Genomic DNA, 21,748 nt, shown 5'->3' with positions numbered 1-21,748 from the left:
ATTCTGTCGTCCCCCGAACCGGAGAAGAGTCGATGACGATCCACGACGACGCGATCGCCCGCCCGCGCGCCGAGGTGGCCGCGCTCCACGCCGAGCTCGTGCGCTACGGACTGGTGGTGTGGACCGGCGGCAACGTCTCGGGCCGGGTCCCCGGCGCCGACCTGTTCGTGATCAAGCCCTCCGGGGTGTCGTACGACGACCTCACGCCCGAGAGCATGATCCTCTGCGACCTCGACGGCCGGGTCGTGCCGGGCACCCCGGGCAGCGAGCGCAGCCCGTCCAGCGACACCGCCGCCCACGCCTACGTGTACCGGCACATGCCCGAGGTCGGCGGCGTCGTGCACACCCACTCGACGTACGCCGTCGCCTGGGCGGCGCGCGGCGAGGAGATCCCGTGCGTCATCACGGGCATGGCCGACGAGTTCGGCGGCCCGATCCCGGTGGGCCCGCTCGCGATCATCGGCGACGACTCGATCGGGCGCGGCATCGTGCAGACCCTGCGGGGTCACCGCAGCCGGGCCGTGCTGATGCAGAACCACGGTCCGTTCACGATCGGGGTGACCGCGAAGGACGCCGTCAAAGCCGCCGTGATGTGCGAGGACGCCGCCCGCACCGTGCAGATCGCCCGCTCGGCGGGACCGCTCGTGCCGCTGCCGCCGGAGACCGTCGACGCGCTGTACCTGCGGTATCAGAACGTGTACGGCCAGGCCGGGGACGCCCGCCGATGACCCCCGCCGAGACGATCCGGCGCGGGCGGACGACGCTGGGCATCGAGCTCGGCTCGACGCGCATCAAGGCGTGCCTGGTGGATGCCGACGAGCCCGCCCGCCGGCTGGCGGCCGGCGGCCACGAATGGCAGAACGCGTTCGTGGACCGCACCTGGACCTATGCCCTCGACGACGTGTGGCGGGGCGTGCAGGCCGCCTACGCCGACCTGGCGGCCGACGTCGAGCGCCGGCACGGCGTGCGGCTCGAGCGCGTCGGGGCGATCGGCGTCTCGGCGATGATGCACGGGTACCTCGTGTTCGACGCCGACGGCGAGCTGCTCGTCCCGTTCCGCACCTGGCGCAACACCACCACCGGCGCGGCGGCGGCCGAGCTGACCGCCCTGTTCGGCGTGAACATCCCGCTGCGGTGGTCGATCGCCCACTTCCACCAGGCCGTCCTCGACGGCGAGCCGCACGTGCCCCGCGTGCACCTGCTCACGACGCTGGCGGGGTACGTGCACTGGCGGCTCACCGGCCGTGCCGTGCTCGGCGTCGGCGACGCGTCGGGGATGTTCCCGATCGACCCGGCGACGCACCGGTACGACCAGGGCCTCGTCGACTGCTTCGACCGGCTCGACGCGGCCGCGCTGACGGGGCGCAGCATCGCCGACCTCCTGCCGCGGGTGCTCGACGCGGGCGAGGACGCCGGGACGCTCAGCCCTGCCGGCGCCGCGCTGCTGGACCCGACGGCGACGCTGCGGCCCGGCATCCCGCTGTGCCCGCCGGAGGGGGATGCCGGCACCGGCATGGTCGCGACGAACGCCGTGACGCCGCGCACCGGGAACGTCAGCGCGGGCACGAGCATCTTCGCGATGGTGGTGCTGGAACGGCCGCTGACGCGGGTGCACCACGAGCTCGACCTCGTGACCACCCCGGCGGGCGACCCGGTCGCGATGGTCCACTGCAACAACGGCGCCGGCGAGCTGGCCGCGTGGGCGGGACTGTTCGGCCGCTTCGCGCAGGCGACGGGCGCGTCCCTCGACGCCGACGCCGTGTTCGAGGTGCTGCTGCGGGAGGCGCTCGACGCCCGCGCGGATGCCGGCGGCATCCTGGCGTACAACCACCTCGCGGGCGAGCCGATCGCCGGTCTCGATGAGGGGCGGCCGCTGCTCGTGCGCACGCCCGAGGCCGAGCTCACGCTCGCGAACCTCATGCGCGCGCAGTTCTACGGCCTGTTCGGCACGCTGAGCCTCGGCATGCGCGTGCTCACGGCGGAGGGCGCCGGCATCGACCGGATGGTCGCGCACGGCGGCGTCTTCCGCACCGCCGGCGTCGCGCAGCGGTTCCTGGCGGCCGCGCTGGACGCCCCGGTCCTGGTCGGGGAGACCGCCGCCGAGGGCGGCGCCTGGGGCATCGCCGTGCTGGCGGCGTACCTGCTCTCGCCGCGGGCGGGACTCGGCCGCTACCTCGACGAGCACGTCTTCCGCGGCGCCGACGGCGAGCTCGCATCCCCCGACCCCGACGACGTCGCCGGCTACGCCGCCTACCTGGAGCGCTACCGCTCCGGCCTCGCGGTCGAGGCCGCCGCCGTCACCGCCCTCTGACCCCCCGACCGAGGATCCGCCCATGACACTGAACACCTCGCTCGACGCCTACGAGGTCTGGTTCGCCACCGGCAGTCAGACCCTCTACGGCGAGGACACGCTGCGGCAGGTGGCCGAGCAGTCGCGGCAGGTCGCCGCCGGCCTCGCCGGGCTGCCGGTGCGGATCGTGTGGAAGCCCGTGCTCACCGAGCCCGACGGCATCCGGCGCCTGGCCCTGGATGCCAACGCCGACGACGCGGTGATCGGCGTGATCGCGTGGATGCACACCTTCAGCCCGGCCAAGATGTGGATCGGCGGGCTGGGCGCGCTGCGCAAGCCGCTGCTGCACCTGCACACGCAGGCCAATGTCGAGCTGCCGTGGGCCGAGATCGACTTCGACTTCATGAACCTGAACCAGGCCGCGCACGGCGACCGCGAGTTCGGATACATCCAGACGCGGCTGGGCGTCGCGCGCAAGACCGTCGTGGGGCACGTGTCGAACCCGGCCGTGCGGCGGCAGGTCGACCAGTGGCAGCGCGCCGCAGCCGGCTGGCAGGCGGCGCGCACGCTGAAGCTCGCCCGCTTCGGCGACAACATGCGCTACGTCGCGGTCACCGAGGGGGACAAGACCGAGGCCGAGCTGCGGTTCGGCGTGCAGGTGAACACGTGGGGGGTGAACGAGCTGGCGGATGCGGTGGCGGCCGCATCCGAGACCGACATCGACACGCTGGTCGACGAGTACGTCGACACCTACGAGGTGGCGCCCGAGCTGCGTCCCGGCGCCGAGCGGCACCAGAGCCTGCGGGACGGCGCCGCGATCGAGCTCGGGCTGCGCTCCTTCCTCGAGGCGGGCGGGTTCGGCGCGTTCACGACCTCGTTCGAGGATCTGGGCGCGCTCCGCCAGCTGCCGGGGCTGGCCGTGCAGCGGCTGATGGCCGAAGGCTACGGCTTCGGCGCCGAGGGCGACTGGAAGACCGCGATCCTGGTGCGCGTCGCGAACGTGATGGGGGCGGGCCTGCCCGGCGGCGCGAGCCTCATGGAGGACTACACCTACGACCTGACCCCCGGCGAGGAGCGCATCCTGGGGGCGCACATGCTCGAGGTGGCGCCCTCGCTGACGACCGCGACGCCGCGGCTGGAGATCCATCCGCTGGGCATCGGCGGCAAGGACGACCCGGTGCGGCTCGTGTTCACCGCCGACCCGGGGCCCGCCGTCGTGGTCGCCCTCAGCGACATGCGCGACCGGTTCCGGCTGGTCGCCAACGCGGTCGACAACGTCGCGGCGCCCGACCTGCCGAAGCTCCCCGTCGGGCGCGCGGTGTGGCGGCCGCAGCCCGACTTCGCGACCTCCGCCGCATGCTGGCTGGAGGCGGGCGCCGCCCACCACACCGTGATGACCACCGCCGTCGGCGTCGACGTGTTCCGAGACTTCGCGGAGATGGCGCGCACCGAGCTCGTCGTCATCGACGAGGACACGACGGTGCGCGGCTTCCGCCGGGAGCTGCGCTGGAACCAGGCCTACTACCGGCTCGCGCAGGGCCTGTGATGTCGCGGACACCGCGCTCCGGCACGCAGCACGTGCTGCGTGCCGGCGACGAGGAGGCCGTCGTCGCGAGCATCGGGGCGTCCCTGCGCTCCTACGTCCACGCCGGGCGCGACCTCGTCGTGCCGTTCGGGCTCGACGAGGTGCGTCCGGCGTACCGGGGCGCCACCCTCGCGCCGTGGCCGAACCGCGTCGTCGACGGCCGGTATGCGTTCGGCGGCACGGCGCACCGGCTGCCGCTGACGGAGCCGGAACGCGGCCACGCCCTGCACGGGCTGGCGGCGTGGCTCGACTTCGCCGCCGTCGACAAGGGGCCCGACCACGTCACCCTCGCCGCGGTCATCGAGCCGCAGGCGGGCTACCCGTGGCGGGTGCTGCTCGAGACGACCTACGCGCTGGGCCCGGACGGGCTCACCCAGTCCGTCCGGGCGACGAACCCGGGGGAGGAGCCGGCGCCGTTCGGCACGGGCCCGCACCCGTATCTCGTCGCCGGCCCCGCGCCGCTGGACGAGTGGACGCTGGAGCTGCCGGCGTCCGAGGTGCTCCAGGTGACCGACGACCGGCTCGCGCCGGTGGCGCCGGCGCCGGTGTCGTCGGACGCCGTGCGGTTCGACTTCCGCGAGCCGCGGCGGATCGGCGCCGCCCGCATCGACCACGCGTTCACCGCCCTCGCGCGGGACGCCGCCGGCAACGCGAGCGTGCGGCTGACGGATCCGAGCGGGGCGGGCGTGGCGATGACCTGGAGCACGGCATGCCCGTGGGTGCAGATCCACACCGCCGACCTGCCCGAGGGGCCGGCGCAGCCGGGGCACCGGGCCGGCCTCGCCGTCGAGCCCATGACGTGCGCACCGGACGCGTTCAACGCCGCGCGATACGACTGGGACGCCGGGTTGCTGGCGCTGGAGCCGGGTGCCGAGGCGACGGCGTCCTGGCGCATCCACGCCCTCTGACCCCGGCCGGCTCTGTCCGCTCGTCGGTGTGTCATAACTCCGCCTGGGCTGCTGCTCCGGATGCCGGCAGGCCCGGATTTCCGGGCGCCGGCACCGGCCGCCCGGGAATTCAGACTGAGTTATGACACACCGGGCGACGGTGACGTGCGCCACGGCAGTCGGGCCGGCCTCATACGGCGTCGCGGGCGAGGACGAGGTAGACCGCCGCGGTCCACGTGTATGCGCGGTCCCGCAGCCCCTCGCCGGTCAGGGCGTCGAAGTTCTCCGCGAAGCCGGACGCCTCGCACAGGCGACGGAAGCGCGCGCTCACCTCGTTCGCGAGCTCGATATGGCCTCCGGTGCGCAGCCCGTCCTCGATGAGCAGCGTCGAGGGTGCCCAGATCGGGCCACGCCAGTAGCCGTCGGGCTGGTAGTCCGCACTGTCCACGGTCTCGGTGGCCAGCCCCCACGGCGTGAGGAACCGGCGCACGTCCGCCGCGAGCACATCGACGACCTCCGGGTCGAGGTGCGCGCTCGCCACCAGCGGGATCAGCGTCAGCAGACTCGTGCGCTTGCTCGCCGCGCCGCTCCAGACCCCGCGTGCCGTGAAGCCGTCGCGCCAGAGCCGGTCGGTCCATGCGTCGCGAAGCAGTTCCGCCGCCGTCCGCCAGCTCGTCGCGTCCTCGCCCAGCTCCGCCGCCAGATCGACGAGCGCGTCGAGCTGGAGCAGGAGGAAGGCGACGAGATCGGGGGCCTCGACGACCCGGTCCCGGTCGAAGAGGGTGGAGTTGTCCCACCCGCTGTCGTTGCCGTGCTGGTAGGAGGGGAGGGCGTTCCCCGGCATGCGCCGGCTGTCGAGCCAGAACCGGGTCCAGCGGCTCAGCCGGTCGTAGGCGATCCGGAGCCGCGTGGCGTCCAGGCGCAGCCCCGCCCGGCGCATCCGTTGGAGCGCCCAGCCGTGGATCGGAGGCTTGACGAAGTTGTAGAGCCGTTCCGAATGGGCGACGGAGTCCGGCAGCGCGCCGGACGACTCCTGGTGGTCGAACGGGACCATGAACTGGTCCCAGGCGCAGGCGTCGAGCCCCGGGACCAGTGCGAGCGCGTTGAAGCAGTGATCCCAGCTCCACACCTTGTCCATCCAGTGCTTCGACATGAGCACGGACTCTCGCTGCAGGAAACCCGCGGCCGACACGGTGGACGCCCAGAGCACGTAGCCGGCCAGTGCGGCCGCCGGGGTCCGCTCCGAACGCCATGGCGCGATCGCATCGAGGTACTCGGCGAACTCGGCGCGGGTCTGGGCGACCAGGTCGTCGAACCCCCTCGACGTCGAATAGGGCGGCCGGGCGGTGTCGAACTCCTCGACCGCGATCTCCCAGTCGCGGTCGCCGCCGTCGACGATCACGCGCCGATCGGCCGCGCCGAGCGCCTCCGCCCCCTCGAGGTCGAGCCGAGCCGCCACCGGTGTGACCCGGTAGCGGCATCCGGTCTCGTACGACGTGAACACCGCCGACCCGTCCAGCGGATCGCGGAACAGGTAGACGCCGGTGAACGGCGTGAGCTCCGACGTCGCGTCGGCGAGGATCATGCCCGAGCCTGCGGTGCCGCGGATCCGCATCGCCCCGTCGGGCTCGAAGGCGGCCCGCACGACGCCGCCTCCGGGAAGATGCCAGGCGAGCGAGGCCGGGTCGGCGCGGACGTCGGCGTCGATCGCGGCTCCCGCGACCAGGGGACTCAGCGAGAGGACGGCGTGCATGCCGGTCCGGTGGGAGACCAGGTGGAGGAGGCGGTGGGTGCGGTGGGCGGCGACCACGGGAGAGACCCCCAGCCACGCTCCGCGGCGGCTGAACGGAACGTGGCGGATGTCGAAGGACGGAAGGTCGTGCATGGTCATCGGGCTCCAGATCCGCGTTGATGCCGGGACGCGCGCCACCCTAGCATCGAACCGGTTCGAATGCGGCGAGCGCGTGGGCCGTCCCCTCAGGGAACGATCACGGCGTCACGGTTGCGGACCTGCCCCGAACACGGCTACAGTCGAACCGGTTCGACATCGAACCGGTTCGCCACGCCATTCGTCGCGGCGTGGACGGTGCGAGGAGGCACGAAGATGGTCACGATCGGAGACGTGGCGCGAGCGGCGGGGGTCTCCCGCAGCACCGCCTCCTACGCGCTGTCGGGCAAGCGCTCCATCTCGGCGGACGTCCGCCGGAAGGTCGAGGACGCCGTCCGGGAGCTGGGCTACACGCCCAATGCCGGAGCCCGTGCGCTCGCGACCTCGCGGACCAACGTGATCGCCCTGCTCGGCCAGTTCTTCGACGACGAGTTCGCGCCCGCCATGCTGCAGTACATCCTCGGCATCACCAATCGGGCACGCGCGCTGGGCTACGACACGCTGTTCGTCTCGGAGGACGACGGCGCGAGTGCGCTCCGTCGCATCTCGGACTCGCGGATGGTCGACGGCTTCGTCCTTCTGAACGTGTCGGAGCGCGACGAGCGGCTCGAGCCGTTGCGCACCGCGGCGCAGCCGGGGGCTCTCGTCGGACTGCCCGGTGAGACGGACGGGTTCGACGTGTTCGACCTCGACTTCGCCGCCGCGGGCCGTCTCATGGTAGAGCGCCTGCACGATCTGGGGCACCGCGAGCTGGCGCTCGTCTCCCAGCCGGAGCATGTGCTCGAGCGGGGCGGCGCATACGTGTCACGACTGGCGGATGCCGCCCGCGACCGTGCCGACGAGCTGGGCGTGCGCCTGCACCACCTCTTCGGCGCCTCGGGTCAGCCCGAGATCGGACGCGACCTCCACGCGCTCCTGGACGCGCACCCGGACGTGACCGGTCTCCTGCTCAACAACGAGGCGGCGGCCGCCGCCCTTCCCACCGTCCTGCAGTCGCGCGGGCTGGCATCGCCCGACGACCTGTCCGTCATCGGCCGGTACTCCGACGATTTCGCTCGCACCTTCTCCCTCCCCTTCTCCGCCATCGACAGCGCCGCCGACGAGCTCGGGCGCCGCGCGGTGGAGCACCTCGTCTCCCGCATCACCGGCACCGCGGATGCGGACACCTACGTCGTCGACCTGATCGCGCCCGTCATCGACGACCGCGGCTCCATCGCCGCGCCATCCCGAAAGTGACACCAAGAGGCCCGGGCAGCCGGGCCGCGTTCAAGGAGGAACAATGACCAGCAGTAAGCTCCGCGTGCCGCTCGCGGTCGCGGTCGCCGTCGTCGCGGTGGGCGCGCTCGCAGGCTGCGCCGGCTCGGGCGACTCGAGCTCGTCGGACGCCGGCGGCACCTACACCTGGTGGGATCCGTACCCCCAGCACGATGAGAACTCGGACTGGGCCACACGCGTGCAGGAGTGCGGCACCGAGGCCGGCGTGACGATCGACCGCACCTCGTACGACACCACCGCGTTGACCAACCAGGCGCTGCTCGCCGCGCAGGAGGGAACCTCGCCCGACATCATCCTGCTCGACAACCCCGCGGTGTCCACGCTCGCCTCCACCGGCATGCTCACCACCACCGACGAGCTGGGGCTGGACACGTCCGACATCGACGCCAACCTGCTCGCCGCCGGGGAGCTCGACGGCGAGACCTACGGCATCCCGATCGGCGCCAACACGCTGGCGTTGTACTACAACGCCGACATCCTCTCCGCCGCCGGCATCGACCCGGCATCCATCACGGACTGGGCCTCGCTCACCGATGCACTGGCCACCGTCACCGCCGCCGGGCACAAGGGCATCACCTTCGCCGGCATCGGCACCGAGGAGGGCTCGTTCCAGTTCCTGCCGTGGTTCTGGGGGGCGGGCGCCGACCTGACCGATCTGGACTCGAGCCAGGCCGTCGAGGCGCTGGCGCTGTGGACCGACTGGGTCAAGAACGGCTACGCCCCGCAGTCGGTGATCAGCAACTCGCAGAACACCAGCTGGGAGGAGTTCGCCACCGGCGACTTCGCCTTCGCCGAGAACGGCACCTGGCAGGTCGACAGCGCAGCGGACCAGTCGTTCACCACCGGCGTGATCGTGCTGCCGGCCATCGACGGCGGCGCCGCGCCCGCGCCCACCGGCGGGGAGTTCATCGTGGCTCCCGTGCAGCAGGACACCGCCCGCTACGGGGTGACGAAGCAGATCATCGACTGCATGACCACGACCGAGGGCTTCGTGCAGACCGCCGACACCTTCGCCTACTACATCCCGCCGACCGAGGCCGGCCAGGAAGAGCTGCTGACCGAGCACCCCGAACTCGACACGTGGGTCTCGGCCGTGCAGTCGGCGAAGGGTCGCACCAGCGACAACCTCGGCACCGACTACCCGCTCATCTCCGAGCAGCTGTGGACCGCGGTCCAGAGCGCCCTCTCCGGCGCGTCCTCCCCGGCGGATGCGCTCGCCGCAGCGCAGACCGCCGCGGCGGCGGCGGTCGCCAAGTAATCCCGATCCGGGGCGGGCGTGCGGCACGCCGCCCGCCCCGGACATCCCCCCAAGGACACCCCATGACGACTTCGACCACGCGCTCCGCGGGGGCGACCACCGACACCGTCTCCGTGACGGTGCCGCCGGCTCGCCGACGTCGTGGCGGGGGACTCGACGGATCCCGCTGGGTCGCGCTCGGCTTCGCCGCCCCGCTGCTGGCGTATCTGATCGCGTTCTACGCCTACCCGCTGGTGCGCAGCATCGACCTCAGCATCCATGACTACACGGTCCGCGCGTTCGTGCAGGGCGATGCGGAGTTCGTCGGGCTGCAGAACTACATCGACATCGTGACCTCGTCGCTGTTCGGCACGGCGCTGTGGAACACCGCGGTGTTCGTCATCGGATCGCTGATCTTCCAATACGCGATCGGGCTCGCCCTCGCGGTGTTCTTCCGCAACGGCTTCCGGCTCAGCGGCGTGCTGCGCGCCCTGTTCCTCGTGCCATGGCTGCTGCCGCTGATCGTCTCCGGCTCGACCTGGTCGTGGATGCTGGGCAGCGACAACGGCGTCGTCAACTCCTTCCTGCAGGCCGCCGGTCTCGGCTCGGTCAACTGGCTGACCTCGCCCGACACCGCTCTGATCGCCGTCATCATCGCGAACATCTGGCTCGGCATCCCGTTCAACCTCGTCATCCTCTACTCCGGGCTGCAGAACATCCCGGCCGACCTCTACGAGGCGGCTGCGCTCGACGGCGCCGGGGCATGGCGGCAGTTCTGGAGCATCACGTTCCCGCTGCTGCGCCCGGTCTCGGCGATCACCGTGCTGCTGGGCCTGGTCTACACGCTCAAGGTCGTCGACATCATCTGGGTCATGAGCGCCGGCGGACCCGCCAACGCGTCGACGACGCTGGCCGTGTGGTCGTACCGGGAGGCCTTCGGAACCGGCCAGCCCGATCTGTCGCCCGCGGCGGCGATCGGCAACATCCTCATCATCATCGCCCTGATCTTCGGGCTCCTGTACCTGCGGGTGCAGCGCAGACAGGAGAACTCATGACCGCTCGCCGCCTGTGGTGGAAGACCGCGCTGGGCGTGGTCTTCACCATCCTGATGCTCTTCCCCGTCTACTGGATGGTCAACGTGTCGTTGACCAAGACGAGCGACCTGCGGCTCAGCCCCCCGCATCTGTTCCCGGTGGATGCCACGCTGGACGGGTACGTCGCCGTGCTCAACCAGCAGCTTCCGAACCTGGTCACGAGCCTCGCGATCGGCCTCGGCTGCGTCGTGCTCACCGTCGTGATCTCGGCGCCCGCGGCGTACGCGATCAGCCTGCTGAACATGCGTGGGGGCCGTGCCCTGAACTTCGTGCTGCTGGTCGCGCAGATGATCCCCGGGGTCGTCATGGCGATGGGGTTCTACGCCATCTACGTGCGGATCGGCCTGCTCAACAGCATCGGCGGCCTCATCCTCGCCGACTCCACGATCGCCGTGCCCTTCGGCGTCCTGCTGTTCACGGCGTTCATGAGCGGGCTCCCGCGCGAGCTGCTGCAGGCGGCCCGCATCGACGGCGCCGGCACCTGGCGGACCTTCACGTCCGTGGTGCTTCCGCTCAGCCGCAACTCGGTGCTGACGGTCGCGCTGTTCGCCTTCCTGTGGGCGTGGTCCGACTTCGTGTTCGCATCCACGCTCGCGCGCAACTCGGCGTTGAAGCCCATCACGCTCGGCATCTACAACTACATCGGCAACAACACGACCCAGTGGAACGCGATCATGGCGACCGCGGTCGTCGCCTCCCTCCCCGCGGCGATCCTGCTCGTGATCGCCCAGCGCTACGTTGCCGCCGGCGTCACCGCCGGGGCTGTGAAGGACTGATCCGTGACCTCGTCCGTGAGCCCGAACCAGTCCGGAGCGCTCGACCACGTCGCGGCGGTGCCCGTCGCCCCCACGGGTGGATCCCGCCGGGGCGCGGCCGTCGATGACGTGACGCTCGATCCGAGCGGTTTCTGGGGGCGCCGTCAGCGGGTGAACGCCGAGGCGACGCTCGCGCACTGTCTGGAATGGATGGAGCGTCTGGGATGGATCGAGAACTTCGACCGCGTCGCGCGCGGCGAGACCACACTCGATCGACCCGGCTGGCAGTTCTCCGACTCCGAGGTGTACAAGCTGCTGGAGGCGATGGCGTGGGAGGCGGGCCGCGCGGCCGATCCCGGACCGGCCGCCGCCTTCGACGCCCTCGTCGCCCGCATCGGAGCGGCGCAGGATGCCGACGGCTATCTCGGCACGGCCTTCGGCCACCCCGGCCTGCCGCCGCGGTATTCCGACATGGGCATGGGGCATGAGCTATACAACATGGGGCACCTGCTGCAGGCCGCCGTCGCGCGCGTGCGCACCGGGCACCCGACCGATCCGCTGGTCGGCATCGCACGCCGGGCAGCCGACCACATCTGCCAGGAATTCGGGGAGGGCGGACGCGAGAGCATCTGCGGCCACCCCGAGATCGAAGTGGCGCTCGTCGAGGCGGGGCGCGCCCTCGGCGAGCGTCGCTACCTCGAACAGGCGCGTCTGTTCGTCGAGCGTCGGGGGAGGGGCACCCTGCGCGTCCCGCCGCTGCGGTCGGCGGAGTACTTCCAGGACGACGTGCCGGTCCGCGACGCCGAGGTGTTGCGCGGTCACGCCGTACGGGCGCTCTACCTCTCGGCGGGAGCGGTCGACGTCGCCGTCGAGACGGGCGACGAAGCTCTGCGGGACGCGCTCACGCGACAGTGGGAGCGCACCGTCGAGCGACGGACGTACCTGACCGGAGGCATGGGGTCCAGACACCAGGACGAGGGGTTCGGGGACGACTGGGAGCTGCCCGCCGACCGCGCGTACTGCGAGACGTGCGCCGGCGTCGCGTCGATCATGCTCGCGTGGCGGCTGTATCTGGCGACGGGGGACGTCCGGTATCCGGACCTGATCGAGCGCACGCTCTTCAACGTCGTCGCGACGTCGCCGAGCGAAGACGGCCGCGCCTTCTTCTATGCCAATCCGCTGCACCAGCGGGAGCCCGGGGGCCAGCCTCGGGACGGGGTGAACACCCGGGCCGAGGGCGGGGTGAGGGCGCCGTGGTTCGAGGTGTCGTGCTGTCCGACGAACCTCGCCCGCACGATGGCGTCGCTCGGTGCCTACGTCGCGGCGGCCGACGGCGAAGGAGCGGTCCTGCTGCAATACGCCCCCGGGCGGGTGTGCATGGGCGGGTTCGTGCTCGAGGTCGTGACCGACTACCCCGACCACGGCATGGTCCGCATCCAGATCGTGGCGGCGCCGCACGGCGAGGCGCGCCTGCGGCTTCGCGTGCCGGCCTGGGCGCTCGGTGCCACCCTCCGCGTGGGGGAGGGGGCACCCGAGGCCGTCGCCGCCGGCTGGGTGGATGTGCGACGCCGCTTCGCGACCGGAGACGAGGTCGTCCTCGACCTTCCCGTGGCGCCGCGGCTGTCCTGGCCCGATCCTCGCATCGACGCCTTGCGGGGCACGGTGGCACTCGAGCGCGGTCCGCTGGTGCTGTGCCTGGAGTCGACGGATCTGCCGACCGACATGGAGCTGGCGGACGTGCGGGTGGATGCGGCGGCTCCGCTCACGGACCGCGCCGGCGGAGCACGAGCCGCCGGAGCGCTCGCGCTGCCGGCCGGGTCGTCCGCCGGGGACCTCCCCTACCATCCCGCGAGCGCGCCGCTGTCGGTATCCGGGCTCGATCTGACCTTCGTGCCCTATCACCGCTGGGCCGAGCGCGGCCCCGCGACGATGCGGGTCTTCGTGCCGCTGGCCTGAGGCCGGGCGCGGGCGTGTCCGGGCGCGCGCGTGTCATAACTCCGCCTGGGCTGCTGCTCCGGATGCCGGGAAGCCCGGAATTCCGGGCGCCGGCACCGGCCTGCCCGGAGTCCAGACTGAGTTATGGCACGCCGGGCAGCTGCGGCGCTCAGGCCCAGGCCAGCGGCAGCAGCTGTCGCCGGCTGAGCGGCGCCAGCGGCACGGCGTCCAGCTCGTCGGCGGAGAGCCAGCGCAGCTCGGCGATCTCGGCCGCGGCGATCGCGTCGTCGTGGCGGATGCGAAGCGCGAATGCGTCGGCGACCACGAGGTGGCCCGGCTCGTTCGCCGCGTCGTCGCGGAACCGGCCGAGGGGTGTGTAGGCATCGGCATCCGCGTGCACGCCGATCTCCTCGGCGACCTCACGGCGTACCGTCTGCAGCGGGGTCTCGCCCGGATCGGGCTTGCCGCCGGGCTGCTGGAACAGCGTCGTGCCGCGCTTTCGCACCACCAGCGCACGCCCCCGCTCGTCGGTCACCACCGCCGCCGACACGTGCACGACGGGTGCGCTCACGCGAACACCTTGCCGGGGTTGAGGATGCCGGCCGGGTCGAAGACGCGCTTGATCTGCCGCTGCAGCTCCCACTGGTCCGAGCCGAGCTCGCCTTTCAGCCAGCGGCGCTTGAGCACCCCGATGCCGTGCTCGCCGGTGAGGGTGCCGCCCAGGCGCAGCGCGGCGCGGAACAGCTCGCCCGCGGCATCCCACACCGCCGGCGGCACCTCGGGGCCGTCGAAGACGAAGTTCGGGTGCAGGTTGCCGTCGCCGGCGTGCGCGACCGTCGGGATCACGAGCCCGTACTCGCGCTCGATGCGGGCGATCTCGTCGAACATGGCCGGCAGCGCCGAGCGCGGCACCGACACGTCCTCGATGAGGGTCGTGCCCAGCCGTTCCATCGCCGGGTGCATCGAGCGGCGGATGCGCAGCAGGCGCTCGCCCTCGGCGGGGTCGTCCGAGACGGCGACCTCGCCGCCGCCGGCGCGCAGCACCGCGGCGATCGCGTACGCGTCCGCCGCGGCGGCGGGACCGTCGGTCTGGATCGTCAGCTGCGCGGCGCCGGGCGGCGGGGCCGGCAGGGCCAGCAGGTCGTGGACGGCGGCGAGGCTCGCCGCATCCATCAGCTCCATGATGGCGGGCTGGATGCCGGCCGCGGTCACCGCGGCCGAGGCGGCCGCCGCCTCGCGCACGCCCCGGAACACGCCGGCGATCGTGCAGACGCCGCCCGGCACCAGCCGGCGCAGCTTCAGCGTCGCCCCCACGACGACTCCCAGCGTCCCCTCCGACCCGATCAGCAGCGAGGTCAGATCGTAGCCGGTCACGCCCTTCACGCTGCGATGGCCCAGGCGCAGCAGCCGGCCGTCGGCGAGCACGACGTCCAGTGCCAGCACCGCATCGCGCACGACGCCGTACTTCGCGCACAGCAGGCCCCCGGCGCCGGTGGCGATGTTGCCGCCGACCGTGGAGATCTCGCGGCTGGCCGGGTCGGGCGCCCACCACACGCCGTGCGGCGCGAGGGCGGTGTTCAGGTCGGCGTTGAGTATGCCGGGCTCGACGACGGCCAGCAGGTCGTCGGGGCGCACCTCGAGGAGGCGGTCCATGGCGCGCAGCGACAGCGCGATCTCGCCGGCGCCGGTGTTCGCGGCGCCCGCCAGCCCGGTCCCGGCGCCGCGGGGGACGACCGGCGTGCCGGTCTCGGTCGCTATCCGCAGCGTGGCCTGCACATCGGCGACGGACGCCGCGTGCACGACCGCGAGCGGCGTGCCGGCGGCGGCGTGCCCGGACTTGTCGGCGCGCACGGCGGCGCGGGCGGCATCCGAGGTGTCGACGATGTCTCCGAGCGCGTCGCGCAGCCGGGCGACGACGTCGGTCATGCCAGGCGCCGGCGTCCGGCGACGAGGCCCACGGTGATCGCGACGAGGGCGTAGGCGAGGCCGACCCACGTCATGCTCATGTCCCAGAATGCGGCGGTCGCGGCGGCGTAGACCAGCAGCTCGACGATCGCCCGGACGAACGGGTGCACGGCCAGCACGGCACGGGGGGAGACGAACAGCGCCCACAGCAGGATCGCCACGGCGGGGGTGCCGAGCCCGAACAGGATGTTCCACGCGAACGGCCAGCCCGCGAAGCCCCAGAACGCGAGCACGCCGAACGCGACGATCTCGCACGCGAACGCCAGCACGTCGACGGCCGACAGCGGCGCGCGGGTGCCCGCGGGCAGCTCGGCGGGGGTGTTCGGGGTCACCGGCCCAGTCTACGGGCGCTCCTCGCTCCGGTATGATCGGAGCCGTCGCGACTGGCGTTGAGGTGGGTTCCCACCGGGGAGCGACTGACGACGGCATTCGACCGCACGCCTGGGCCGATGTGGACCTTCCATTCAGCACGCCGTAGTCAAGGAGATCGCCATGACCGATCCGTATTTCAACGCCCCGCTCGCCGAGGTCGACCCCGAGATCGCGCAGGTGCTCGAGCGCGAGCTGGAGCGTGAGCGCGGCTACCTCGAGATGATCGCGTCCGAGAACTTCGTACCGGTCTCGGTGCTGACCTCGCAGGGCTCGGTGCTCACGAACAAGTACGCCGAAGGCTACCCGGGGCGCCGTTACTACGGCGGCTGCGAGGAGGTCGACGTCGCCGAGGAGCTCGCGATCGAGCGCGCCAAGGCGCTGTTCGGCGCCGAGTTCGCCAACGTGCAGCCGCACTCGGGCGCGCAGGCCAACGCGGCCGTGCTGCACGCCTTGGCCCGCCCCGGCGACACGCTGCTGGGCCTGTCGCTCGATCACGGCGGGCACCTCACCCACGGCATGAAGATCAACTTCTCGGGCCGGCTGTACGACATCGTCGCCTACGGCGTGGACGCCGAGACGAGCCTCATCGACATGGACGAGGTCGAGCGTCTCGCCCGCGAGCACACGCCGAAGGTGATCGTCGCCGGGTGGTCCGCCTACCCGCGCCAGCTCGACTTCGCCCGCTTCCGCGCGATCGCCGACGAGGTCGGCGCCTACCTGTGGGTGGACATGGCGCACTTCGCGGGCCTGGTGGCCGCGGGCGTGCACCCCTCGCCCGTGCCGCACGCGCATGTGGTGTCCTCGACCGTGCACAAGACCATCGGCGGTCCGCGGTCGGGCTTCATCCTGACCAACGACGCGGACATCGCGAAGAAGATCAACTCGGCCGTCTTCCCCGGCCAGCAGGGCGGTCCGCTCATGCACGTCATCGCCGCGAAGGCGACCGCGTTCAAGCTCGCGGCGACGCCGGAGTTCCGCGACCGGCAGGAGCGCACGCTGCGCGGCGCCGCGCTGCTGGCCGAGCGGCTCTCGCAGCCAGACGTCGCCGCGGCCGGCATCGCGGTGCGCTCGGGCGGCACCGACGTGCACCTGGTGCTCGTGGACCTGCGCGACGCCGAGATCGACGGCAAGCAGGCCGAGGACCTGCTGCACGAGATCCACATCACGGTCAACCGCAACGCGGTGCCGAACGACCCGCGGCCGCCGATGACGACCTCGGGCCTGCGCATCGGCACGCCCGCGCTCGCGACCCGCGGCTTCGGCGACGCCGAGTTCAGCGAGGTCGCCGACATCATCGCGTCGGCGCTGCTGCCCGGCGCAGACGTCGAGGCGCTGCGCATGCGGGTGGCGGCGCTGACGGCCGCGTTCCCGCTGTACCCGGGGCTGTCCCGGTGACCTCCCGGGCACGATAGGTTACAGTCAACTGAAAACTTCGGCATCCGAGGGTTGCCGTCCGCTTTCACTATCGACATAGTGATCCGTGGCGGCATCCGACCTCGCGTTTCCGCGAGACCGCATCTGTGCGCCGAGAGGGTGGGGTTTCCCCAGGGTCTCGGCGCCGGGATGCGGTCTCGCGGGTGGGGGATGCCGGGACACGACGAGGTGAGGAGTTCTCGATGACGGCGGTGCGGCTGGATGGTGTGGCGACGGCGGCGGCGATCAAGGCGGAGCTGGCGGAGCGGGTGGCGGCGTTGCAGGCCCGGGGGGTGACTCCGGGGATCGCGACGGTGCTGGTGGGCGCGGATCCGGCGTCGCAGCTGTATGTGGGGATGAAGCACAAGCAGTCCGAGGCGATCGGGATGAACTCGATCCAGCGGGAGCTGCCGGCTGATGCGACGCAGGCCGAGGTCGAGGCGCTCATCGACGAGCTGAACGCGGACCCGTCGTGTCACGGGTACATCGTGCAGTTGCCGTTGCCGACGCACATCGACACGGATGCGATCCTGGAGCGGATCGACCCGGCGAAGGATGCCGACGGTCTGCACCCGACGAACCTGGGCCGGCTGGTGCTGAACGTGAACACCCCGATCACCTCGCCGCTGCCGTGCACGCCGCGGGGTGTGATCGAGCTGCTGACCCGCAACGGGTACGACCTGACCGGCAAGCACGTGGTCGTGGTGGGCCGGGGGGTGACGATCGGCCGGTCGATCGGGCTGTTGCTGACCCGCCGCGACATCAACGCGACGGTGACGCTGACGCATACCGGGACGGTGGATCTGCCGACGTATCTGCGTCAGGCGGACGTGATCGTCGGCGCCGCCGGGGTCAAGCATCTGGTGACCGCCGCGGATGTGAAGCCGGGCGCCGCGGTACTGGACGTCGGTGTGACGCGGGAGACCGACCCGGAGACCGGGAAGTCGAAGGTGTACGGCGACATCGCACCGGATGTCGCGGAGGTCGCCGGGTTCCTGTCCCCGAACCCGGGCGGGGTGGGTCCGATGACCGTCGCCCTGCTCATGACCAACGTCGTCGAAGCCGCCGAACGCGCCACCGCCGGCTGAACCGCCGGTCTCCGCGTCCGATCCCCGGCCGGGTCATAACTCAGGACGATCGTCCCGTGCGCGGCCATGGGAGCGGTGTCTGCCGGCGCGTCGCCGGCGGCGTCCTGAGTTCTGAGCGCGGCGGCGAGATCTCTTCCGCGCGGCGGCGAGACCGCTGAGCGCGGCGGCGAGGGGCACGAAACGCTCGTGCAACGCGGAGGTGCGACGATCGGGTCATGCTGACCCTGCGCGGGGCGACCCGCATCCTCGTCGACGGCCAGGCCGAGCGGGACGGCGACCTCGTCGTCGGCGACGACGGCAGGGTCTCGAATGCCGGCGCAGGGCTCGGCGGCGACGTGCTCGACGCCACAGGCTGCGTCGTCACGCCCGGGCTGGTCAACGCCCATCATCACCTGCTGCAGAGCGGGTTCCGGACGCTGCCGGGCACCCGCGGCGTCCCGATGCGCGAGTGGCTGCCCGTCATGGCCGGGGCGTATGCCGCCGCCGGCATAGACCGCTCGCTGACCGCTGCGACGGCCGCCGTCGGCATCGCCGAGTCGCTGCTGTGCGGCGTCACCACCGTCGCCGACCACCAGCTGAACTGGCCGGCCGGAGGAACGATCGGCGACACCGTGGGCATCGCCCGGTCCGTGGCGGATGCCGCCGCATCCCTCGGCGCCCGCCTCGTCTTCGTGCGCGGCACCGCGCGGGACGATCCCGGGTTCGCGGCCGAGAGCGCGGACGCGATCGTCGAGGCACTGCTGGGCGGCGACCACGCCGGGGGAGTGAGCCCCGACGGGACTCTGCAGATCGCGGTGGGGCCGGCCGGCGTGCACTCCGACACCGACGCGACGTTCCGCCGACTCGGCGAGATCGCCGCGCGTCACGGGCTGCGCCGGCGCACGCAGGCGAACGAGCAGGTCGACACCGAGATCGCGCTCGAGCGGTACGGGCGGCGCCCCCTGGACCTGCTGGCGGAGTGGGGGTGGCTCGAACCCGGCGTCACGATCGCCCACCTGTGCGACGTCACGGATGCCGAGATCGTCCGGCTCGCGGCATCCGGCGTCACCGCGACCCACGCGCCGGCCTGCGACGTGCCGATGGGGTGGGGTGTCGCGCCGGTCGCGAGACTGCTCGGCGCGGGCATCACCGTCGGCCTCGGCACCTCCGGCGGCGGCTCGAACGACGCCGGCCACCTGCTGGCAGACGCCCGCCTGGCGATGCAGGTCTCCGCCCTGGTCGGCCCGCAGCTGCCGGCGCGCACCGTGCTGGCGATGGCCACCGAGAACGGCGCGATCGGCCTCGGCCGGCCGGACCTCGGCCACCTGCGCCCCGGCGCGCACGGCGACCTGTGCGTGTGGGACGTCTCCGGGGTCGCGGACGCCGGCGTCGCGGACCCGGTCGCAGGTCTCCTGTGGGCCGCACCCGGCCGCCGGCCGCGCCACGTCGTCGTCGGCGGCCGGGTGGTCGTGCGCGACTATCGGCTCGTGACCGCCGACGAGCCCGCCCTGGCCGCGGCGCTCCGTGCCCGGCTCGCCCGCTGAGCGTCCATAACTCAGGCAGAAACCGCCGCGTTGGCTCCGGAAGGCCGGGCCCATGCGATTCTGCCTGAGTTGTGCGCAGGGGGCGCCGACGCCGGTGCGCCGATGCTCGTGCGCAGGGGTGCGCCGACGCCGGCGCGCAGGGCGGCACCGCGGCGGCACCACGGAACGGAGAGGGCGGCTACAGATCGAGGACCAGCCGCGGACACGCGGCGCGCGAGACGCAGACCATCATGACCGTGTCGCCCTCCTGCTCCAGCGGCGTGAGCACCGAGTCGCGGTGCTCCACCTCGCCCTCCAGCACGGCGACCTCGCACGTGCCGCAGGTGCCGCGGCGGCAGCTGGAGAGCACCAGCGTGTCGGGCGACTGCTCCTCGATCGCCTCGAGGATCGACTGGTTCGGCGCGACGGTCACGACATCGCCGGAGCCCACCAGCTCGACCTCGAACGGGTCCGGCCAGACCGGGTCGCCGAACTCGATCGCCTCGAACCGCTCGACGTGCAGCTGCGGCTCCGGCACAGCCGCCGCCAGCGCCTCGAGCAGGCGGGCCGGACCGCAGGCGTAGACGGCGTCCGCCGGCGCGAGGGAGCGGCCCAGGGCGGGCACGTCGAGCCGGGAGCCCTCGTCGGCGGCGTGCACGCGCACCCGCTGCGGATACGCCGCGACCAGCTCGGCCGCGAAGGCCATCGTGCCGCGGCCGCGGCCGGCGTAGTCGAGCGTCCACTCCGCGCCCGCGGCATCCGCCGCCCGCACCATCCCGAGGATCGGGGTGATCCCGATGCCGCCGGCGACGAACCGGTACCGGATGCCGGGCGCCGCCTCGAACGCGAAGTGGTTGCGGGGGCCGCGCACCCGCAGTCGCTGTCCGGCCTCGACGGCGTCGTGCACGTGCGCGGAGCCACCCTGCCCCGCCTCCTCGCGGAGCACCGCCACCCGCCAGGTGGACCGGTCCGCCGGGTCGCCGCACAGCGAGTATTGCCGCTCCATCCCGGTCGCCAGCACGAGGTCGATGTGAGAGCCCGGCGTCCACGCCGGCAGGTCGCGGCCGTTGTGGGCGACCAGGTCGAGGGCGACGACGCCGTCTGCGACCTCCGTGCGCGCGGTGACCACGAGGTCGCGTTCCACGTCGCTGAAATAGCTCACATTCTCTCCTCGTCGGCGTCTGGACGGTCGATCGCACTCACGGTAGCCGCTGCGTGCGCCGCGGCGCCGGCCGCGGGCCGCTCGCCGCCGGGACGTAACAGGGACGCAACGCGGACGCACGGACGCCGAAACAGCGAGGGCGTTCAATGAGTCCAGTTGTTGGTCTGGCCAACAAGACTACGACCTCCGATCCCGAACGAGAGCGAGTGCGATGAGCATGGTCACCCCGGAGCATCTCGTCCCGGGCGACGAGGTGTCCCGTGTCGTGGGCGCCACGCGTCTGCAGGAGGACGCCCCGGAGCTCGTCGTCGGGGACGGCGCCGTGACGGTGGACGCCGCCGGCTGGATCGCGCTGCCGCCCCTGGCCGACCTCCACGCGCACCTCGACAAGGCGTACACCTGGGAGGCTGCGGGCCGGCCCAAGGGGTCGCTCGAGGACGCGGTCGCGTGCTGGCGCGAGTTCGGTGCCTCGCTCACGCAGGAGCAGATCGTCGTCGGCGCGCGTCGCCAGCTGCGCGCGGCGCTGTCGGCCGGGGTGCTCTCGATCCGCTCCCACGTCAACTTCCACGAGGGCGACGACCCGCTCCGCGGCGTGCGGGCGCTCGTCGCGCTGCGGGAGGAGTTCCGCGGCCTCGTGGACCTGCAGCTCGTGGCGATGCCCGGCTTCGACCGCGACGACGCGCTGGTGCGCGAGGCGGTCGCCCTCGGGGTCGACCTGCTCGGCGGCGCGCCCCACCTCGCGCCCGACCCGCGCGCCGACCTGCACCGCATTCTCCGGCTCGCCGAGGAGGCGGGCGTCGGCGTGGACGTGCACGCCGACGAGACCCTCGATGTGCACGCGGGCGATCTGCGCGAGCTCGCGCGCGTCACCGCGCAGTGGCCGGCGGACCGCATCCGCTCCGCCGGCCACTGCGTGAGCCTCGCGATGCTCGAGCCGCGCGAGCTCGGCCGGGTGCTCGACGAGGTCGCCGCCGCCGGGGTGAGCATCGTGACCAACCCCCTCACGAACCTGTACCTGCAGGGGTGGGCGCACCCCGTCGCGACCCCGCGGGCGCTCCCGCCGCTGACCGCGATCCTCGAGGCGGGGGTGCTGCTCGCGGCCGGCGGCGACAACGTGCAGGACCCGTTCAACCCGCTCGGCAACGCCGACATGGTCGACGTCGTCTCGGCGCTCGTGCTCGCCGGCCACCTCGACCCGGCCCGGGCGTGGGCGGTCGCCGCGACGGGCGGGCGCCGGGTGTTCCGGCCGGAGCCGGCCGACGGTGCGCCCGACGTGCTGCTGGTGCGGGCGGGCTCGGTC

Annotated in this window: 18 protein-coding genes; 13 read left to right on the top strand and 5 right to left on the bottom strand. The window is 72.6% G+C overall.

Annotated elements, in window-relative coordinates; all coding sequences use genetic code 11:
• Window positions 1-32 precede the first annotated feature (32 nt).
• From QM626_RS01675 to QM626_RS01660, 4 genes are read left to right on the top strand one after another with little or no spacing between them, the layout of a single operon-like run.
• Window positions 33-728 (top strand): L-ribulose-5-phosphate 4-epimerase, encoded by a 696-nt coding sequence (locus QM626_RS01675; RefSeq protein ID WP_415073282.1) that lies wholly within the window; start codon window positions 33-35, stop codon window positions 726-728.
• Window positions 725-2,311, top strand: coding sequence for a xylulokinase (locus QM626_RS01670; RefSeq protein ID WP_415073280.1), 1,587 nt, complete (start codon window positions 725-727; stop codon window positions 2,309-2,311). The genes QM626_RS01675 and QM626_RS01670 overlap by 4 nt, the downstream gene beginning before the upstream one ends.
• A gap of 22 nt (window positions 2,312-2,333) precedes the next feature.
• Window positions 2,334-3,836 (top strand): L-arabinose isomerase, encoded by a 1,503-nt coding sequence (gene araA, locus QM626_RS01665; RefSeq protein WP_415073278.1) that lies wholly within the window; start codon window positions 2,334-2,336, stop codon window positions 3,834-3,836.
• The gene (locus tag QM626_RS01660) at window positions 3,836-4,783 is read left to right on the top strand and encodes an aldose 1-epimerase family protein (RefSeq protein ID WP_415073276.1); all 948 of its coding nucleotides are present in this window, start codon (window positions 3,836-3,838) and stop codon (window positions 4,781-4,783) included. The genes araA and QM626_RS01660 overlap by 1 nt, the downstream gene beginning before the upstream one ends.
• A 169-nt stretch (window positions 4,784-4,952) precedes the next feature.
• Here QM626_RS01660 and QM626_RS01655 read toward each other — a convergent pair whose 3' ends face one another.
• Entirely contained in the window at window positions 4,953-6,653 is a 1,701-nt protein-coding gene (locus tag QM626_RS01655; protein ID WP_415073274.1) for an amylo-alpha-1,6-glucosidase, read from the bottom strand.
• A gap of 213 nt (window positions 6,654-6,866) precedes the next feature.
• Here QM626_RS01655 and QM626_RS01650 point away from each other — a divergent pair, with 213 nt between their 5' ends.
• From QM626_RS01650 to QM626_RS01630, 5 genes are all read left to right on the top strand, one after another.
• Window positions 6,867-7,886 carry a LacI family DNA-binding transcriptional regulator gene (locus QM626_RS01650; RefSeq protein WP_415073272.1) on the top strand — a complete coding sequence of 340 codons (1,020 nt, stop codon included), beginning with the start codon at window positions 6,867-6,869 and terminating at the stop codon, window positions 7,884-7,886.
• Between the two features lie 43 nt (window positions 7,887-7,929).
• Window positions 7,930-9,183 (top strand): sugar ABC transporter substrate-binding protein, encoded by a 1,254-nt coding sequence (locus QM626_RS01645; protein WP_415073270.1) that lies wholly within the window; start codon window positions 7,930-7,932, stop codon window positions 9,181-9,183.
• 62 nt (window positions 9,184-9,245) lie between these two features.
• Complete coding sequence (locus tag QM626_RS01640; RefSeq protein WP_415073268.1) at window positions 9,246-10,217, top strand: carbohydrate ABC transporter permease; 972 nt, start codon at window positions 9,246-9,248, stop codon at window positions 10,215-10,217.
• Window positions 10,214-11,032, top strand: coding sequence for a carbohydrate ABC transporter permease (locus tag QM626_RS01635; RefSeq protein WP_415073266.1), 819 nt, complete (start codon window positions 10,214-10,216; stop codon window positions 11,030-11,032). Before QM626_RS01640 ends, QM626_RS01635 begins: the two co-directional genes overlap by 4 nt.
• Window positions 11,033-11,035: 3 nt before the next feature.
• Window positions 11,036-12,967, top strand: coding sequence for a glycoside hydrolase family 127 protein (locus QM626_RS01630; RefSeq protein ID WP_415073264.1), 1,932 nt, complete (start codon window positions 11,036-11,038; stop codon window positions 12,965-12,967).
• A 148-nt stretch (window positions 12,968-13,115) separates the two neighbouring features.
• Here the strand turns inward: QM626_RS01630 and QM626_RS01625 are convergent, their stop codons facing one another.
• The 3 genes from QM626_RS01625 to QM626_RS01615 are packed head-to-tail and all read right to left on the bottom strand — an operon-like array spanning window position 13,116 to window position 15,243.
• Window positions 13,116-13,517: an NUDIX hydrolase gene (locus QM626_RS01625; protein WP_415073262.1), complete on the bottom strand. Its 402-nt coding sequence runs from the start codon at window positions 13,515-13,517 to the stop codon at window positions 13,116-13,118.
• Entirely contained in the window at window positions 13,514-14,872 is a 1,359-nt protein-coding gene (locus QM626_RS01620; RefSeq protein WP_415073260.1) for an FAD-binding oxidoreductase, read from the bottom strand. The genes QM626_RS01625 and QM626_RS01620 overlap by 4 nt, the downstream gene beginning before the upstream one ends.
• Window positions 14,869-15,243, bottom strand: coding sequence for a YrdB family protein (locus tag QM626_RS01615; RefSeq protein ID WP_415073258.1), 375 nt, complete (start codon window positions 15,241-15,243; stop codon window positions 14,869-14,871). The genes QM626_RS01620 and QM626_RS01615 overlap by 4 nt, the downstream gene beginning before the upstream one ends.
• Window positions 15,244-15,403: 160 nt before the next feature.
• Between QM626_RS01615 and glyA the strand changes: the two genes are divergently transcribed.
• The 3 genes from glyA to QM626_RS01600 all read left to right on the top strand — a co-directional run bounded on the left by glyA (window position 15,404) and on the right by QM626_RS01600 (window position 19,307).
• Window positions 15,404-16,678, top strand: a complete 1,275-nt coding sequence (gene glyA / locus QM626_RS01610) for a serine hydroxymethyltransferase (protein WP_415073256.1) — start codon at window positions 15,404-15,406, stop codon at window positions 16,676-16,678.
• A 221-nt stretch (window positions 16,679-16,899) separates the two neighbouring features.
• Complete coding sequence (locus QM626_RS01605; protein ID WP_415073254.1) at window positions 16,900-17,784, top strand: bifunctional methylenetetrahydrofolate dehydrogenase/methenyltetrahydrofolate cyclohydrolase; 885 nt, start codon at window positions 16,900-16,902, stop codon at window positions 17,782-17,784.
• Between the two features lie 215 nt (window positions 17,785-17,999).
• On the top strand, window positions 18,000-19,307 hold the full coding sequence (locus QM626_RS01600; RefSeq protein ID WP_415073252.1) for an amidohydrolase family protein: 1,308 nt from the start codon (window positions 18,000-18,002) through the stop codon (window positions 19,305-19,307).
• 178 nt (window positions 19,308-19,485) lie between these two features.
• Here the strand turns inward: QM626_RS01600 and QM626_RS01595 are convergent, their stop codons facing one another.
• Complete coding sequence (locus QM626_RS01595) at window positions 19,486-20,448, bottom strand: PDR/VanB family oxidoreductase (RefSeq protein ID WP_415073250.1); 963 nt, start codon at window positions 20,446-20,448, stop codon at window positions 19,486-19,488.
• Between the two features lie 211 nt (window positions 20,449-20,659).
• Here QM626_RS01595 and QM626_RS01590 point away from each other — a divergent pair.
• A partial coding sequence (locus QM626_RS01590; RefSeq protein ID WP_415073248.1) for an amidohydrolase family protein occupies window positions 20,660-21,748 on the top strand: 1,089 nt, incomplete at its 3' end.

The sequence above is a fragment of the Microbacterium sp. genome (genome assembly GCF_047606385.1).
GTDB lineage: Bacteria > Actinomycetota > Actinomycetes > Actinomycetales > Microbacteriaceae > Microbacterium.
The sequence above is the reverse complement of the archived record's forward strand: the minus strand, read 5'-3'. Positions and strand labels throughout refer to the sequence as shown.